This window comes from Rhizobium sp. SVR5-9E, from assembly GCF_056755095.1.
Map to the genome: position 1 here is coordinate 1 of NZ_JBNDHS010000013.1, position 15761 is coordinate 15761.

Consider the following 15761-nt stretch of genomic DNA (forward strand, 5'->3'; position numbering starts at 1 on the left):
CAGTATTGTTGACGCGCTTCGCTGCGCTGTCGAGATTCAACACGAAATCGAGGATCGTAACGCTTCAGTCCCTGAAAACCGGCGCATGCGTTTTCGCATCGGCGTCAATCTCGGCGACATGATCGCCGAAGAGAACCATCTGTACGGAACCGGGGTGAACGTCGCAGCGCGGCTGGAACAAATGGCCGAACCCGGAGGAATTTGCATTTCGCAACCCGTGTACGACCAGGTTCGAAGAGTCGTCGAAATGGCGTTCGAGGATATCGGCGAGTGTCGATTGAAAAACATTTCCGATCCAGTGCATGTATATCGCCTTCTACCGGAACAAGTAACACGATCTAGACTCTTGCAAGCCACCTACCACCGCCGGAGGCTCTCTCTCGCTGCCGGTTTTTTTGCCTTGCTCTTGATGGCTATAGTTGGCGGGTCTTATTTGCTTTGGCCGTCCGCGGTGCAGAACGTCGTGTTCGGTGATAAATCTTCACTGCCGGAACATTCAGCCATAGCCATTCTTCCCTTCGACGATCTGAGCCCTAAGGCCGATCAGCAGTATCTCGCTGATGGAATTACGGAAGAGTTGAGTACGGCATTGGCTAAGTTTCCCGATCTGACGGTCATGGCTCGGAGTTCGACCGCTGCGTACAAGGACAAGGCGCTGGACATCCGAAAGATCGCGAAGGATCTGAATGTCCATTACATCGTGGGAGGCACTCTACAACGGTCCGACCACTCGATTCGCGTGACGGCACAGTTGATCGATGCAGATTCGGGGCGCCAGATCTGGGCCGACCGATATGATCGACAGGTGGACAACATATTCGAAGTTCGGGACGATATTGCGCGGTCGATCGCCGGGAGTGTCATGGGGACGCATGGCAAGCTTGCCGATGCCGAACTTGCGCGCCTAGCCGGGAAGAACCCGAACAGTTTCACGGCCTACGATTATCTTATGAAAGGGTGGCAAGAGTGGTCAAATTTTACGCGCGAGGGAAATCTGGCTGCGCGTAGTCTGTTTGAGAAGGCGCGGCAGGTAGATCCGAACTATGCCCGTGCTTATGCTGGCCTCGCCTGGACATATTCCTTGGACTACGATTTTGACTGGACCGATAATTACGACGAGACCTTAAGGCTCACGCTTGAGATGGCCGAGAAAGCGGTTCGCCTCGATAGCAGTGATTATCGTAGTCATTGGGTGCTGGGCTGGGCTTATCTTTATCACCACGAGTACGACAAGGCGATGGCGAGTTACTCGCGCGCTCGAGACCTGAATCCAAACGACGCCGAGCTCCTCGCGGAAATGGCCAATCTCCTGATTTACGTTGGCCAGCCTGAACAGGCCGTCGCTCAGCTAAAGGAGGCAATCCGTCTCAACCCATTCCACGAGGACTGGTATGTCGAGTATTTGGGATGGGCTTATCAGGAGGCTGGCATGCCTTCGGAGGCGGTCACTACGCTTGAAGAAGTAGTCAATCCGAATCCAACTGAGGAGCAACTGTGGCTTTTGCCTAGTCTGGCGGCAGCCTATGCTGACCCAAAGGTTGGCCGAACCGACGATGCACATAAGATTGTCAAAGAAATTTTGGCGCTCGATCCGACGTTCTCGTCTGCAGGTTTCGCCGAGGCTCGTCCTTACAAATTGAAGGAGCAACGCGATCGGCGGGTGGAAACGTTACGCCGGGCGGGGCTACCTAATTGAGATAAAGAGGTACTGACGACAGAGCCAGCTAATATCTTACCGGAGGGATTGCTTGACGGATGGCGGTGAGGGCTCAGGATGATGTGTAGCGGGGGATACGATCATGCATGAAGAGGTTCATCAGCCATGGAAGGGACTTAGTGTTCCGTCGCCAAGTGAGGCACAGACTGATCCACATGATAGCCGGGCGGCAGTGTCCGCGTGCGGCGCCGCGCCCGTTCGGTCCTTTTCGGAAGGACTTCAAGTTGGGCAAATCAACTGTCCGGTTCTGCTCATGAACCTGCCGCTGTCGCTCTCTACCCAGGTCCCCAACAATGCCTGGATGAACGATATCGGTCCGAATGAGCGCGACATTCGCCTGGATCGTGCGGTCACACAGTTTCAGGAACTGTATCGGCACGTTACCCGGCAAGCGATTGTCTATATCCTGCCGAGCCATTTCGGGCTGCAGGACCAGACATATGTATCGAACCTTGGAGTGGTATTACCGCATTGCAAAGAGGATACGGTCATTGTCTCGCGGTTTCGAACCGAGCCTCGCGTGGGAGAGGCCAGGGTTGGCGCCGACTTCTTCAAGTTGATGAACTTCGCCGTTGAGCAACCTCCCGAGACTATCGACGCGGAGCCGGTCTACCTGGAGGGCGAGGCGGACTTCAAGTGGATACGGGGCAACCTCTATATCGGGGCGCATGGGACGCGCACCTCGCGCAATGCATTGACGTGGGCCGCCGAGCGGTTCGAGATGGAAGTGATCCCGTTTCGCGTTGCCGATCCATATCTGTATCACCTTGACTGCTGGGTCTTTCGCCTCACTGAAGAGGCGGTAATGTTGTGCACTTCGGCTGCTGATCGGACGTGTGTTCGCGAGATCGAGCGGCATTGCGAAATCATCGATATTTCGCAAGAGGAAGCTCGCGCGGGGATCGTGAACAACCTGTTGCTTCCGGGAGAAGTTCTGTGTGATTCCAATATTCGCGAACTGGAAAGCGGAAGCCCGAAGTACGCAATGGAAAAGGCCAAGATTGATCGGCTGGAAAAAATCTGCGCCCGTTTCGGCCGTGAATTGACCGTCTTCTGTATGTCTGAATTTTACAAATCTGGCGCTTTATTATCTTGTTTAGTCATGCATCTCAAGCATGCGGCCAAGCAAAACCCATAACGTGCTTCGCATGTCGCGATCCCGAGCGGCTGTTACAAGTACGGATTGAGGCAACCCTATTATTTCAGAAATAAATAATATACTCTGAAAAAGCATCAAGCGACTGCAATTCTAATTCTATTCTCATGTCGTATTGTCCACCAATGGAGGCAAACATGGTGAAGGCGAATTCGAGAAATTTGCTTGATAATGAAGCATTCATGATGGATTTGTTCGTTGCCATCGTCAATGTCATGGACCTTGACCCGGGTATTAAGAAGAGCTGGATCGACGGCTTTCAAAACCACAAGCTGGCCAACAAAGAGTTCGTCAACGAGAGTGACGACGCGAACTTTGCTACGTTGGTAACGGGCGAACGCAAGCTTTTGGCTAAATTGAAAGCACAGATACCTGACAATCCAACGACCGCTTACGAGAAGGCCTGGCTAGCGAATATCACTTCGGATGACGCGATTCTCAAGAAGCTTTAGCCCCAGCCTCAGCATACTATCGCCGAGCTAGGGCAGCCGGACAGTCCGATGCGTCCGATCGGGCTCACGCACTCTGTGGCCTGGACAAGGTCGCGGAGTGCCGTCGCGTAAGCCGCTCGAAGACTAGGTCGCGCCTAACGGTCACCCGCGATCGCGCCTCGCGGGCGGATGCGGCAGCATTCCTTGAACGTCTTGCCTGAACCGCAAGGGCACGGATCGCCGCTGCGGCGCTGCAACCGGCCGACAAGAGGAAGCGTCACTGCGGAAGGCAACAAGGCTGCCAGAAAGGCTACAAGCTTGGCCGAGATGCCCGGCACGACGAGGCGACGTCCGGATTTGAACCCGCGCCAGGCGCTCTCGGCGACACGATCGGCATCCAGCTTGGGCAAGACCTTGAAGAGCGTCGCACGACCGGCGCCGGATTTTTCAAGGAACTCCGTCGACACCGGTCCAGGCGCGACACACGTAACGGTCACCCCCGTGCTGCGCAGTTCCTGATGCAGCGCTTCAGAGAAGGAGCGCACGAAGGCCTTGCTGGCATAGTACAAGGCCATATTCGGCCCAGGAGCAAAACCCGCTATGGAACCGAGATTGACCACTCCGCCTCGTCCGCGCGCCGCCATTCCCGGCAGAAAGCGCAGGGTCAGGTCGGTGAGTGCACGTATGTTGAGATCAACGATGCCAAGCTGGTCACCGGCCGGGATGAGCGTCGCCGCACCGCGCAGACCGTATCCGGCGCTGTTGACGAGTACGTCGCAGATCAACCCGTTTGAGGTCAGGAAGTCCTGTAGGCGCGCCGACGCATCGGTTGAAAGAAGATCCAGCGCGAGAGTGAATGCCTCGCCGCCCACCTGTCGCACATCCGCCGCGGCGGCATCCAGGCCCTCGGGCGAGCGCGCGACGAGCACGACCACAGAACCTTCGCGGGCGGCGACTTTGGCGATTGCCCTGCCGATACCACGCGATGCACCGACCACCACGACAGCCGGCCGGAACCCATCATAAAGGATCATGTGGCTGTCCCTATCGCGGGTCCGGCCATGGTTCCGCTTTGCTGAGCAAGGCCGTCCAGCTCACTGGCGACTTCACCGTTCAAAATCCTTTCGAATCGCTCCAGCGCTCGTGCCACATTGGCGCCATCCATGACTCTGTGGTCGTAGTGGATGCGCACGGTGACCGATCCATCAGGCAGGATGGGCCCGTAGTTGAAAATCGTGGTCAGCGGCGAAAGGGGATTGAGGGATTCCGCCCCCAAGCCCGAATAGACCGACAGCTGGAAAGTGCCGAAACGGCGCCCCCGCTGCCGCCCAATATTGAGCCCAAGCCACATCAGCAGCCACCTCAAAGGCGCCGGCATGCGGGCAAACTTCAACGCCCGTCGAAACTCCTTGATTTCCTGGACCGGGCGTGAACGCGCCGCGTGGATGAGCGCCTCAAGCTCCGTGATGGAGCGCCGCTCCGCGCCCTTGATGGAACTCAGCAAGACGATTCGTTCACCGTCATGCTCGCGCTCGTGGGCAATGGAGGCCACGCTTTCAGGATATTCATAGAGCTGCGGTCTCGGAAATTTGATGTAAGCGCGCCTAAGGTCAGGTATCTCTTGGGAGAGAAGGGCATAGCCCTTCAAGAACAGGACAGTCCAGGACGGCTTGCTTTGTTGCATCATTCGAGCTGCCTGGAGCGGACGGACGTTCATATGCCGCTGCACGGTGACCCGTGGCACGCCGATCGAGAACCTCATCAGATCTCCGACAAGGCGTCGCGCCGCCGAAAGCTTGATGGTTCGGCCTCGCATCATTCCCCCCTTAGTAAAGATACGGAATAAGGCGCTTGGTCCTCTCCATATAGTCGCGGTACCGGGTCCCGAAAATTTCCAGCATCATACGCTCTTCCTTGTCGACCCGGAGAAAAAACAGGATTGCGAAGCCGACCAGGCCCGCAAGTCCGACCACCCAGTTCGCTATCAGAAAGGCCTGGCCCAAGGCCATAAGCAGGAAAGACGTGTACATCGGGTGGCGAATGAGAGCATAAGGCCCGGTGGAAATCAGCTCGTGCTTCTCGCGAATCTCCAGTGAGATCGACCAATTGCGGCCGAGTTCCTTGTGGGTCCGGCGAAAGACCCAAATCGCGCTGGCGAACAGAATTGCTCCAAGAACCACAGCCCAGGCACGAGGCGCGTAGTCGCCAGCTTCCGGGATACCGGTGGCAACATAGAAGCCCGGTATGACGGCAAGGCCGAGAAGAGCCGATGCAAGGCCGACGTTTTCGACAAGCGTCCGGCGGCTGCTCACGACACGCACGCGCTTGGCCCGGCGCTCGAAAGGACGGCGAACGATGTACCAGGCAACAATGCCAAGCACCCACGCGATTTCACCGACAGCGCCTAACGATAGGTTCAATTCAATTCACCTGAGCATTTGAGAGATCTGCGAACATGGCGAAACACATATCATCGTCAGCGCTCATGTCGACTGAAAACGCCGAGACGCAAGCCCCGGACGCGAATCCAGACATGTGACCCGCGTTGCGGATCGCATTCAACCTGTATTCATCTCTCTGAGCTCGGTCACGAATTGCTGCGGCCTGAGCCAGATACTGGGAGTCTCATACCCCATGGAGCGGGCGATTTCGCCAACCCATGCGTTGCAATTGGAGACTGTCGCTTGCCAGAACTTAGATTTGGCCTGCAACTGGTGGATGTAGGCCACCGTTTTGTTGTATTCGGCTTCTGTCAGGATAACTCGCCAGCTGGCGGACCTGTACTCCTCTTCCAGGTCGCCGTCGGTCGGCCCGGTCGTCGCAGGCACAGGGATGAAATGGCCCAGAACATAAGGTGCCGCGTCGGGCGACGCCGGCGCAAGGCCAGCGACTTGTGGATTGACGATCGCTCCAGCTTTGTTCACCTGGCCGAAAACTACATAGGTGTGTCCGTAGCTGAGCGCGTAGCGAGAGCGGAATTCAATGGCATACCGACCGGCCGCATTTTTGGACGTCTGGGTAGCTGTCACGCCCCTGGTATCCGTCACATAGCGCGGCTGGGGACTCTTGTCTTCCGATTGACAGGATGCGACCGCGAGTGCGAACACGATCACAAGCGATAGACGGCCTCCTCGAAGCAACATCCGTGCTCTATTCCCTCTGAACTCTGAATAAGAAGACTTGCAAGGTCAACCCTTCACCAGATCACTGGCGGCCTGCATTAAAGCTGCAGGCGGTCTAGTGCTGTGTTGCAATGGCGATGGTGGGGAGGGCCAATGGCCCTTCCCCAAGGACCAAAGGTCAGCTGTTACTTATATACAGGTGCCGGCTCTGCGACCGGTGGCGGGGCCTTCCCCTTGCCTTTACCAACCCAGCCGCAACCGCTCAGGCTGGCGACCGAAAACAAGGCAGCTATTGTCACGATTAGAAGTCTGCTCATCAAGAAGTCCTCTCCTTAGCACGGAATAGGTTTATCGAAGGCAACATTTATACTAATAGCGGCAAAATGCGTTTCGGCAAGTGCAGAAAGGCAACACTTTGCATCGGTTTATGCTCACGAGCTGATTTACCCTTCTGCAGCCGGGGATAGACATGCCCCTGCGATAGGTAAAGATGAGGTTGTCTCATCTTTCAGATCACCAATACCGGGGTTCCTGTCGGCGCTCGGGCGTAGAGATCGACAATATCCTCATTCGTCAAACGGATGCATCCGTTGGACACCGCCTGCCCGATCAACCAAGGTTCGTTTGTTCCGTGAATCCGGAAATAAGTGTCTTGTGCGCCGCGGTAGAGATAAAGCGCAGCCGCGCCGAGAGGATTGTTTTCCCCGCCGGGAACACCGCCTGCATACTGCGCCAGCCGCGGCTTGCGCTCTATCATGCTGGCGGTCGGCGTCCATGAAGGCCATTCCGCTTTACGGCCGACCGTTGCCCGCCCCTTGAGCGTGAGCCCCTCCTCGCCGACGGCAATGGCATAACGCCTCGCCCGGCCGCCCCCCTCGACCAAGTAGAGACGGCGCTCCATCGTGTTGACGACAATCGTTCCCGGCGATTCATTTCCATAATAGTCCACCTCCTGTCGCCGGTAGCGAGAACTGAGGCGCGGGTAGGCAAATGACGGTTCGAATTGCCACCCACCCCCTGAAGCACATCCGGAAACAAGGAAGCCCAGACTGGCCAGCATGAGGCCCCGGCGCGTAATACGGTCGTTGTCCATCTTTACCTGCTAAGCAATTGATTGCCCCTTCATCATAGTCTTACCATCCAAGCGGCGGCTGGCCAAGCCTTAGACTTCACCCGGTAACATCAAGTCATGCGGTGACTGTGGCTTTTAAGCACGATGAACCTATTTGGTCTTGATAACCTATTCGAATCGCTCGCCAGCAAACGGCAGCGAAGAGGACGGAGATGCAGCGCTCGCCAGCGGAACAAGCGACGTTCCTTCCCGCTGATCAAATGGCTTGCATCATCGCTCTGCCTCTGCTCGACTTGGTGCGGTGGGGTAATGAGGATGGACACGAATGAAGCTTGACTTCGAGGGGAAAGTCGCGCTGGTCACCGGCGGCGGCTCGGGCATAGGGGCCGCTATTTCACGGCAATTGGCTGGGCAGGGGGCGGAGGTTATCGTCGCTGATGTTGATTCGGAGGCAGCGCGCACCGTTGCGGCCGAGATCCATTCAGAGGGCGGCCGGGCCAGGGATTTCGCAGTCGATGTGACCGACGCCGGGGCTGTGGAAAAGTTGGTCCGGCGCACTGTCGAGACATGCGGCGGTTTGGATCTGGCCGTCAACAACGCGGGGGTTGATGGCCCGCGCAAGGTGACGGCAGACTACCCGCTCGACGAATGGTGCAGGCTGATCAACGTGAACCTGAACGGCGTGTTCTACTGCATGAAATACGAGATAGCGGCCATGCTGGAACGCGGCGGAGGCGCCATCGTCAACATGTCCTCCACTCTCGGTTCTGTTGGAGTACCGTTTGCCGCCGGTTATACGGCCGCCAAGCACGGCGTTGTCGGGCTGACCAAGGTTGCCGCGATCGAGTATGCGAGAATGGGGGTCCGAATCAACGCTGTGGCGCCCGGCTGGATCGAAACACCGCTCTTGGCCGAGCATCCGATGGTAACAAATAGCCGGCGGATGGCATCGCTTCAGCCGATGGGAAGGCTTGGCAAGCCGGAGGAAGTCGCCGCTCTCGTAAGCTTTCTCCTGTCCGAGCAGGCCAGCTTTATCACCGGCAGCTACCACCTGGTGGACGGAGCTTATACCGCCCACTAGGCGTAGGCGAACGGTTGAGAGCGGCTGGTCAGCCGGCAAGCGCTTCGGCGGGATTTTGCGGCAGTGACTGCAGCAATGTCTGCCGGGCAGAACGCAGATGCAGGCGGCACGAGAAGTCGATTGCCGCCTGGTCACGCGATTCCAGCGCCGCAATATAGTCGAGGTGCTCGTGAATGGCGCGTTCATTGCGCTGACGGGCGAATGCCTTGTTCCACTGGTAGTGATAGTGGAAGATAATGGCGATCGCGTCGTAGAAATCGGCGATGAAGCGGTTCTTGGAGGCGCGGTGGATCAGGAGGTGGAACCGCTCATCAAGGACTGAGAATTCTTTGTAGCGCGCGTCCAAATCGTTCAGGATCGCTCGATGCTCTGCCTTGATCTCAGCCAGCGCAGACCAGGCTTCGCTTTCGGGCGGTAGCCTGCCGAACTCCGCGGCTGAGTGCAACTCGAACATTTCGCGGACGTCGGCGAGCTCGAGCGCGAATTCACGGGTGAAGCCCTTCAGTATCCAGTGGCTATTCGGACGCTTTTCGATGAGGCCGAAGCGCGAGAAGCGAATGAGGAATTCGCGGACGCTGGTCGTTCCGGTACCGATCTCGCGGGCGAGCTCCAGCTCGTTGATCTGCATGCCCGGTGCCGCATCGTCCGCCAAGATCCGCTGCATGAAGCTGCGCTCGATTATGTCATGCAATGAATCCGTCTCTTCGGACGGAAAAAAGTCTTTCTCGGTCGGGACACGAAGGACGATCTTCTGGCGCTTGTTCCAGCGGATGATGCCCTCGGCATTCAGGCGGGTCAGGATCGCGCGGGCCGTACTGCGGCTGATGCCGAGTTGTGCGGCGATTTCCGGTTCTGATGGAAGGGCCGTATCCGGGCGCAGCGCAGAGGCGTACCTGTTGTAAGCCTCCTTGAAGACGGTATTCTGCCTTGCCATGCATCCTGCTCTTTCTCCCTTCGCGGCTCTCAAGGCTTCGCGAAATCGCAAGTCTGGCGCGCACCGGAAGGTTATCTATCGCGACCCTTTATCGTATTTCGCGGCCGGCTGTGGCTGTTTGTCTCCCTTGCCCACAGGAACGATATTCCCCGTTGACTCCAAAATGTTTATTGTAGATAAAAAACAAAATCAATGCGCATTTCGCCAATGCAGCGAGCGCTTCTTCAGGGAGAAGACAAGTGGACAAACTGCCTTGGCTCGTCCTTTCGGCCGGAGACAACGTGGCTGTCGCAACGGCCGCGATCGACCCCGGCACGACAGTCGCGGGCATTCAAACGCGCCAGAAAATCGATCCCGGTCACAAGGTCGCCATTGCCGACATTCCCACCGGCGTGCCGGTGGTGAAATATGGCCAAGCGATCGGCCGCACGACGGCCGACGTGAAAGCGGGCGACCATGTCCATAGCCATAATCTGCATTTCGAGAACGACCGCCTGGCGGCGACGGCGAATTCGGCGCCGGAGCCGGCCACGGCGGAAGATAAGGCGCGAACGTTCATGGGCTACAGGCGCGCCGACGGGCGGGCCGCGACCCGCAACTATGTCGGCATCATCGCCAGCGTGAACTGTTCCACCACCGTCTGCCGTGCGATCGCAGAGGCGGCCAATCGCACGATCCTGCCGCACTATGAAGGCATCGACGGCTTCGTGCCGATCGTCCACGACCAGGGTTGCGGCATGAGTTCCACGGGCGACGGCATGGCGGTTCTTCACCGCACGCTTGCCGGCTATACGCGCCATGTCAATTTTGGCGGCGTGCTGATGATCGGCCTCGGCTGCGAAGTGAACCAATTGACGCTCTACGGCCAGAGCGGCGCCGGCAATTCCAAGCGGCACTTCAACATCCAGGACGCCGGCGGCTCGCGACGCGCGGTCGAGCGCGCCATGGGCATGCTCAAGGAAATTGCCGCCGACGTCGGCCGCGAGCGGCGCGTTCCGATCCCCGTCAGCGAGATTATCATCGGTCTCCAATGCGGTGGTTCCGATGGCTTTTCGGGCATCACGGCCAATCCGGCGCTCGGCGTTGCCGCTGATCTTCTGGCCGCTGCCGGCGGCACGGCGATCCTCTCTGAAACCTCGGAGATCTACGGCGCCGAGCATCTGCTGCGCAGCCGCGCGATCAACGAAGACGTGGCGAGAAAGCTCGACGAAAAGATTGCCTGGTGGGAGAAGTATGTCGGACTGCATGGCGCCTCGCTCGACAACAACCCTTCGCCCGGCAACAAGCGCGGTGGACTGACGACCATTCTCGAGAAGTCGCTCGGCGCCGTCGCCAAGGGTGGCCGGTCGCCGCTGACGGCGGTCTACGGCTATGCCGAGCGCGTCACCGCCCCTGGCCTCGTTTTCATGGATACCCCCGGATACGACCCGGTTTCCGCAACGGGACAGGTCGCCGGCGGCGCAAACATGATTGCGTTCACGACCGGGCGCGGCAGCTGTTTCGGCTGTCGCCCCGCGCCTTCGATCAAGCTCTCCAGCAACTCTGCGCTCTATGCCTCGATGGAAGAGGACATGGATATCGATTGCGGCACGATCGCTACCGGCGATGCAACGATCAGCGGCAAGGGCCGGGAAATTTTTGACCTCATCATCGATACCGCCTCGGGGAAGAAGACGAAGAGCGAGGAATTTGGCTACGGCGACAACGAATTCGTGCCGTGGCATCTTGGAGCGACACTTTAAAACAGAAAGCACTTTTCACGGGAGGTATGATGAAGACGAGGAGAATCGGCACGACCGACCTCGAGGTCACCGAAATCAGCTTCGGTGCTGCGGCTCTGGGTGGCCTATACCGCGCCTGCCCGCGCGATCAGGCGATGGAAACGCTCGAGGCCGCGTGGGCGAGCGGCATCCGCTATTTCGACGTGGCACCCTGGTATGGCCTTGGTCTCGGCGAGCGCACCGTCGGCGACTTCCTGAGAGCGAAACCCGAGAATGAATACGTGCTTTCGACCAAGGTCGGCAGACTCCTGCGGCCAGTGCCGACCGGTGCGGTGCCGGACTATGGCTATGTCGATCCGCTCTCCTTCGATGCCGATTATGACTATTCCTACGATGGCATCATGCGATCCGTCGATTTCAGTTATGCGCGTCTGGGCCTCAACCGCATAGACATCCTCTATGTCCACGACATCGGTATTTATACGCACGGCGCCGAGAAGAATGCCGTCTACCTGAAGCAACTGCTCGGCTCCGGCATCCGGGCGCTCGAAGAGCTGAAATCATCGGGTAGGATCAAGGCCTTCGGGCTCGGCGTAAACGAAGTGCCGGTTTGCCTCGACGTCATGCACAACGCTGATATCGACGTCATCCTGATGGCTGGGCGCTATACCTTGCTGGACCGTTCCGCGGTAGCCGAGCTATTGCCGCTCTGCCGCAAGAAGGGCACGTCCCTTGTCGTGGGCGGCGTCTTCAACTCAGGCATCCTCGCAACCGGTGCCGTGGAAGGCTCGCATTTCGACTATATGCCCGCAACACCGGACGTGCTTGCCAAGGTCAGAGCGATGGAAGAAATCGCCAAGCGTCACGGCGTTCAGCTTGCCGCTCCAGCCTTGCAGTTTCCACTCCGCGACCCAGTTGTCTCATCGGCACTGATCGGAACGGCCAAGGCCTCGAGCCTCGACCGCAACATGCAGCTCTTTGAGCCGCGACTGCCAGACAGCATCTTCCCCGAATTCGAAAGCCAGACTCTCGTCGCGAAGCCCTTGGGCACCGACGCAGTCCGCGTATAGGAACCGCTTATGCTCAAGGGTATCCACCCCGTCCTCAGCCCGGATCTTCTGCTGGCAATCGCCAGGATGGGTCATGGCGACGAGATCGTCATTGCCGACGCCAATTTTCCCTCAAGTACCATGGGGCCGGAAATGATCCGCGCTGACGGAGTTTCGGCAACGGAGATGGCAGAGGCCATTCTCACCCACTTCCCGCTCGACACCTTCGTGCCGGAAAGCGCGTGGCGCATGGAGGTTGTCGGCGATGCCGGCGCGGTGCCTGATGTTTGCGCCGAGTTCCAGGAAATCGTTCATCGCCGTGCCGGCGATTTCAAGATCGCATCGCTTGAGCGCTTCGCATTTTACGAGCGCTCCAGGAAGGCCGCCTACATCGTCGCGACAACCGAGTTTCGGTTGTATGGAAACCTCATTCTGAAGAAGGGAGTCGTGCTTCCGCACGAGGTCTTCAGAGGCTGATTTGCCAACGTGCCGATACGAAATGGAATAAACATTCCGCGTTGACAATATCGCGGAACTTCTATTTCATAAACTTACTGTGAGCTGTCTTCGTCGGTGAGGGAGGATATCCGAGGAGAGAAACCGGCACAGGCTGTTACATGGACTCAACCCCATGTCAGTGACCGGATGAGCCCAGCCTGAAGTAAAGCCAGAGGCGCCGGACGCAGACTTGCAATTCCGGTCAGCCTCGGCTAGCTTCCAAATGTTTTTTATCGATAAAAATCTCTCGTTGGCGTTCGCGAGAGGTTTCCTGGAGGAGAACGCACCTGAGAGGAGAACCCACATGCGCATGAAATCCATTCTGTCGCGTCGAGCCTTCACGGCTCTCGCGGGCGCTGCCGTCATCGCAACTGCAATGCCGATTCCATCCTTCGCCGCCGACGTGACGATCCCGATCATCGTCAAGGACACGACGTCCTTCTACTGGCAGATCGTTCTGGCCGGCGCCCGCAAGGCCGGTAAGGATCTTGGCGTCGACGTCCCGGAACTCGGCGCGCAGTCGGAAGCCGACATCAACGGCCAGATCAGCATTCTTGAGAACGCCGTCGCCGGCAAACCTGCAGCGGTCGTGATTTCGCCGACGGAATTCAAAGCTCTCGGCAAGCCGATCGACGAAGCCGCCAAATCGGTTCCGATCATCGGTATCGACTCCGCCGCCGATTCCACGGCCTTCAAGTCGTTCCTGACGACCGACAACGTTCAGGGCGGCCGCATCGCTGCCGATGGTCTGGCTGCTGCGATCAAGGAAATGACGGGCAAGGAAGAAGGCGAAGTGGTGATCCTCACCAATCTTCCGGGCGTCGGCTCGCTCGAGCAGCGCCGCGAAGGCTTCCTGGATCAAGTGAAGACCAAATATCCTGGCCTGAAGGTCATTGCCGACAAGTATGGCGACGGCCAGGCAACGACCGGTCTCAACATGATGACCGACCTGATTACGGCCAACCCGAACCTCATCGGGGTCTTTGCCTCGAACCTGATCCTGGCACAGGGCGTCGGCCAGGCGATTGCAGAAAACAAGCTCGGCGACAAGATCAAGGTCATCGCCTTTGACAGCGACGACAAGACGGTAGGCTTCCTCAAGGACGGCTCGCTGGCGGGTCTCGTCGTGCAGGACCCCTATCGCATGGGCTATGACGGCATAAAGACCGCGCTTGCCGTTTCGAAGGGCGAGAAGGTCGAAGAAAAGGTCGATACCGGCGCGAATCTCGTCACCAAGGCGAACATGAACGATCCGAAGATCGATGCGCTGATCAATCCGAAGGTCAAGTAATCCAAATGGTGCGGGCCGCGCCGGCGAAATCCGGCGCGGCCCTCACTCAAGCTGTGTTATGGTCCGTGAGGAATGCACATCCGGCCGGGTGGAGATGGCGGGAACGTGTGCCATGGGAGGAGAAATCCATGAGCCTGGAAGAGGTCAGTCATCGTCATGATGACAGCGTCAAGAAGACGGAAGCAAACCGCATTCCGGCAGGCTCCCCGATCCTCGAACTCAAGGGACTGCAGAAGAATTACGGCTACGTCCAGGCGCTGAAGCCCGCGACAATGACCTTTCTGGCCGGTGAAATTCACGCGATCGTCGGCGAAAATGGTGCCGGCAAGTCGACGCTGATCAAGCTGTTGACTGGCGTGATCACCAGGACCTCAGGCGAGATCCTCTGGTGCGGCCACCCGGTCGCCCTGGCGACGCCAAACGAAGCGATTGCGCGGGGCATCAATGCCGTCCACCAGGAGGTCGTGCTCTGCCCACACCTGACTGTCGCGGCCAATCTCTTTCTCGGCGACGAAGTCAACCAATACGGCCTCATGCGCAAGAAGCAGATGGAGAGAATGGCTCAGGCTGTCCTCGACGACCTCGGTTTCGGCCTGCCGGCCGCCGTGCTGCTCAGCGATCTCACGATCGGGCAGCAGCAGCTTGTCGCCACGGCGCGCGCGGCCATGCGCGGCACCCAGTTCCTGATCTTCGACGAGCCGACGGCTTACCTCACGCGCCAGGAATCGGCGCAGCTTTTCAAGCTCATCCGCCGCCTGCAGGGCGAAGGCGTCACGATCGTCTACATCAGCCATCGCATGGAGGAAGTGTTCGAGCTTGCGGACCGCGTCTCGGTGCTCCGCGACGGCACCCATGTCGGCACGCGCAATATCAGCGAAACGAGCGAGGCGGAACTGATCGCGCTGATGATCAACCGCTCGATCGAGCAGATCTATCACAAGGAAGTTATCCCGATCGGCGACACGATCCTCGATGTTCGCGGGCTTTCCGGTCCCGGTTTCGAGGATGTATCGCTCTCGGTCAAGGCTGGCCAAATCGTCGGCCTTTACGGATTGATCGGCGCCGGGCGCAGCGAGTTCGCACTCGGTCTCTATGGCCGGGAGAAAACGACGACCGGTGAGATCCACTGGATGGGCAAGAAGGTCGACATCAAGGACGAACGCACGGCCATGGAGCTCGGGATCGCGCTCGCGCCAGAGAGCCGCCGCGACCAGGGGCTCTGCCTCAACCTGCCGATCGGGCTCAATATCAACCTGCCGGTCTTCAAAAAGCTGAGCAAAGGTCCGGTGATAAGCCACAGCGAAGAATCGCAGAACGCCGACAGGCAGATCCGCGATCTGTCGATCAAGACGCCGAGCCGCCGCGTCCTCGTGTCCAGCATGTCAGGCGGAAACCAGCAAAAGGTGGTCATCGGCAAGTGGCTCAGCTACGGCGCACGCCTGTTCATCTTCGACGAGCCGACGGTCGGGGTCGACGTCGGCACCAAGGCGGAGATCTACCGGCTGTTCGCCAAGCTGCTGAAGGAGGGTGCGGGCATCATCCTGATCTCGTCCTATCTGCCGGAAGTCTACGAGCTCGCTGACCGGCTGCACGTTTTCCGTCGCGGACGGCTGGTCGCAAGCCACGACTACCAGGCGGCGACGCACGAAGAAGTGCTCAGCGAAGCGATCGGCGTCTGAATAAAAGAAT

16 protein-coding genes are annotated in these 15761 nt (G+C 58.5%); 9 read left to right on the forward strand and 7 right to left on the reverse strand.

The window, feature by feature from the left end; translation table 11 throughout:
• The 3 genes from ACPYOJ_RS09065 to ACPYOJ_RS09075 form a co-directional block, all read left to right on the forward strand.
• On the forward strand, positions 1-1696 hold a 1696-nt coding region (locus ACPYOJ_RS09065), incomplete at its 5' end, for a tetratricopeptide repeat protein (protein ID WP_481415944.1).
• 103 nt (positions 1697-1799) lie between these two features.
• The gene (locus tag ACPYOJ_RS09070; protein ID WP_481415945.1) at positions 1800-2855 is read left to right on the forward strand and encodes a dimethylarginine dimethylaminohydrolase family protein; all 1056 of its coding nucleotides are present in this window, start codon (positions 1800-1802) and stop codon (positions 2853-2855) included.
• A gap of 155 nt (positions 2856-3010) precedes the next feature.
• Complete coding sequence (locus ACPYOJ_RS09075; RefSeq protein WP_481415946.1) at positions 3011-3325, forward strand: hypothetical protein; 315 nt, start codon at positions 3011-3013, stop codon at positions 3323-3325.
• Between the two features lie 134 nt (positions 3326-3459).
• Here ACPYOJ_RS09075 and ACPYOJ_RS09080 read toward each other — a convergent pair whose 3' ends face one another.
• The 6 genes from ACPYOJ_RS09080 to ACPYOJ_RS09105 all read right to left on the reverse strand — a co-directional run bounded on the left by ACPYOJ_RS09080 (position 3460) and on the right by ACPYOJ_RS09105 (position 7519).
• Complete coding sequence (locus ACPYOJ_RS09080; RefSeq protein ID WP_481415947.1) at positions 3460-4338, reverse strand: SDR family NAD(P)-dependent oxidoreductase; 879 nt, start codon at positions 4336-4338, stop codon at positions 3460-3462.
• On the reverse strand, positions 4335-5120 hold the full coding sequence (locus ACPYOJ_RS09085; RefSeq protein WP_481415948.1) for a hypothetical protein: 786 nt from the start codon (positions 5118-5120) through the stop codon (positions 4335-4337). The genes ACPYOJ_RS09080 and ACPYOJ_RS09085 overlap by 4 nt, the downstream gene beginning before the upstream one ends.
• 10 nt (positions 5121-5130) lie before the next feature.
• Positions 5131-5724, reverse strand: coding sequence for a protein-S-isoprenylcysteine O-methyltransferase (locus ACPYOJ_RS09090; protein ID WP_481415949.1), 594 nt, complete (start codon positions 5722-5724; stop codon positions 5131-5133).
• Between the two features lie 138 nt (positions 5725-5862).
• Positions 5863-6447, reverse strand: a complete 585-nt coding sequence (locus tag ACPYOJ_RS09095; RefSeq protein WP_168828742.1) for a hypothetical protein — start codon at positions 6445-6447, stop codon at positions 5863-5865.
• Positions 6448-6611: 164 nt separating this feature from the next.
• Positions 6612-6743 carry an ABC transporter gene (locus ACPYOJ_RS09100; RefSeq protein WP_168828204.1) on the reverse strand — a complete coding sequence of 44 codons (132 nt, stop codon included), beginning with the start codon at positions 6741-6743 and terminating at the stop codon, positions 6612-6614.
• Positions 6744-6934: 191 nt separating this feature from the next.
• The gene (locus tag ACPYOJ_RS09105; protein ID WP_481415950.1) at positions 6935-7519 is read right to left on the reverse strand and encodes a L,D-transpeptidase; all 585 of its coding nucleotides are present in this window, start codon (positions 7517-7519) and stop codon (positions 6935-6937) included.
• A gap of 304 nt (positions 7520-7823) precedes the next feature.
• Between ACPYOJ_RS09105 and ACPYOJ_RS09110 the strand changes: the two genes are divergently transcribed.
• On the forward strand, positions 7824-8579 hold the full coding sequence (locus ACPYOJ_RS09110) for an SDR family NAD(P)-dependent oxidoreductase (RefSeq protein WP_168828202.1): 756 nt from the start codon (positions 7824-7826) through the stop codon (positions 8577-8579).
• 28 nt (positions 8580-8607) lie between these two features.
• Here ACPYOJ_RS09110 and ACPYOJ_RS09115 read toward each other — a convergent pair whose 3' ends face one another.
• Positions 8608-9513 (reverse strand): GntR family transcriptional regulator, encoded by a 906-nt coding sequence (locus ACPYOJ_RS09115; protein ID WP_481415951.1) that lies wholly within the window; start codon positions 9511-9513, stop codon positions 8608-8610.
• 239 nt (positions 9514-9752) lie between these two features.
• Between ACPYOJ_RS09115 and ACPYOJ_RS09120 the strand changes: the two genes are divergently transcribed.
• The 5 genes from ACPYOJ_RS09120 (at position 9753) to ACPYOJ_RS09140 (ending at position 15751) form a co-directional block, all read left to right on the forward strand.
• Positions 9753-11255, forward strand: a complete 1503-nt coding sequence (locus ACPYOJ_RS09120; RefSeq protein WP_481415952.1) for a UxaA family hydrolase — start codon at positions 9753-9755, stop codon at positions 11253-11255.
• A gap of 29 nt (positions 11256-11284) precedes the next feature.
• The gene (locus ACPYOJ_RS09125; RefSeq protein WP_481415953.1) at positions 11285-12304 is read left to right on the forward strand and encodes an aldo/keto reductase; all 1020 of its coding nucleotides are present in this window, start codon (positions 11285-11287) and stop codon (positions 12302-12304) included.
• A gap of 9 nt (positions 12305-12313) precedes the next feature.
• Positions 12314-12760, forward strand: coding sequence for an RbsD/FucU family protein (locus tag ACPYOJ_RS09130; protein ID WP_481415954.1), 447 nt, complete (start codon positions 12314-12316; stop codon positions 12758-12760).
• A gap of 325 nt (positions 12761-13085) precedes the next feature.
• A complete protein-coding gene (locus ACPYOJ_RS09135; RefSeq protein ID WP_481415955.1) occupies positions 13086-14072 on the forward strand; it encodes a substrate-binding domain-containing protein in 987 nt (328 codons plus the stop codon).
• A 128-nt stretch (positions 14073-14200) separates the two neighbouring features.
• Positions 14201-15751, forward strand: a complete 1551-nt coding sequence (locus ACPYOJ_RS09140) for a sugar ABC transporter ATP-binding protein (protein WP_481415956.1) — start codon at positions 14201-14203, stop codon at positions 15749-15751.
• Positions 15752-15761 lie beyond the last annotated feature (10 nt).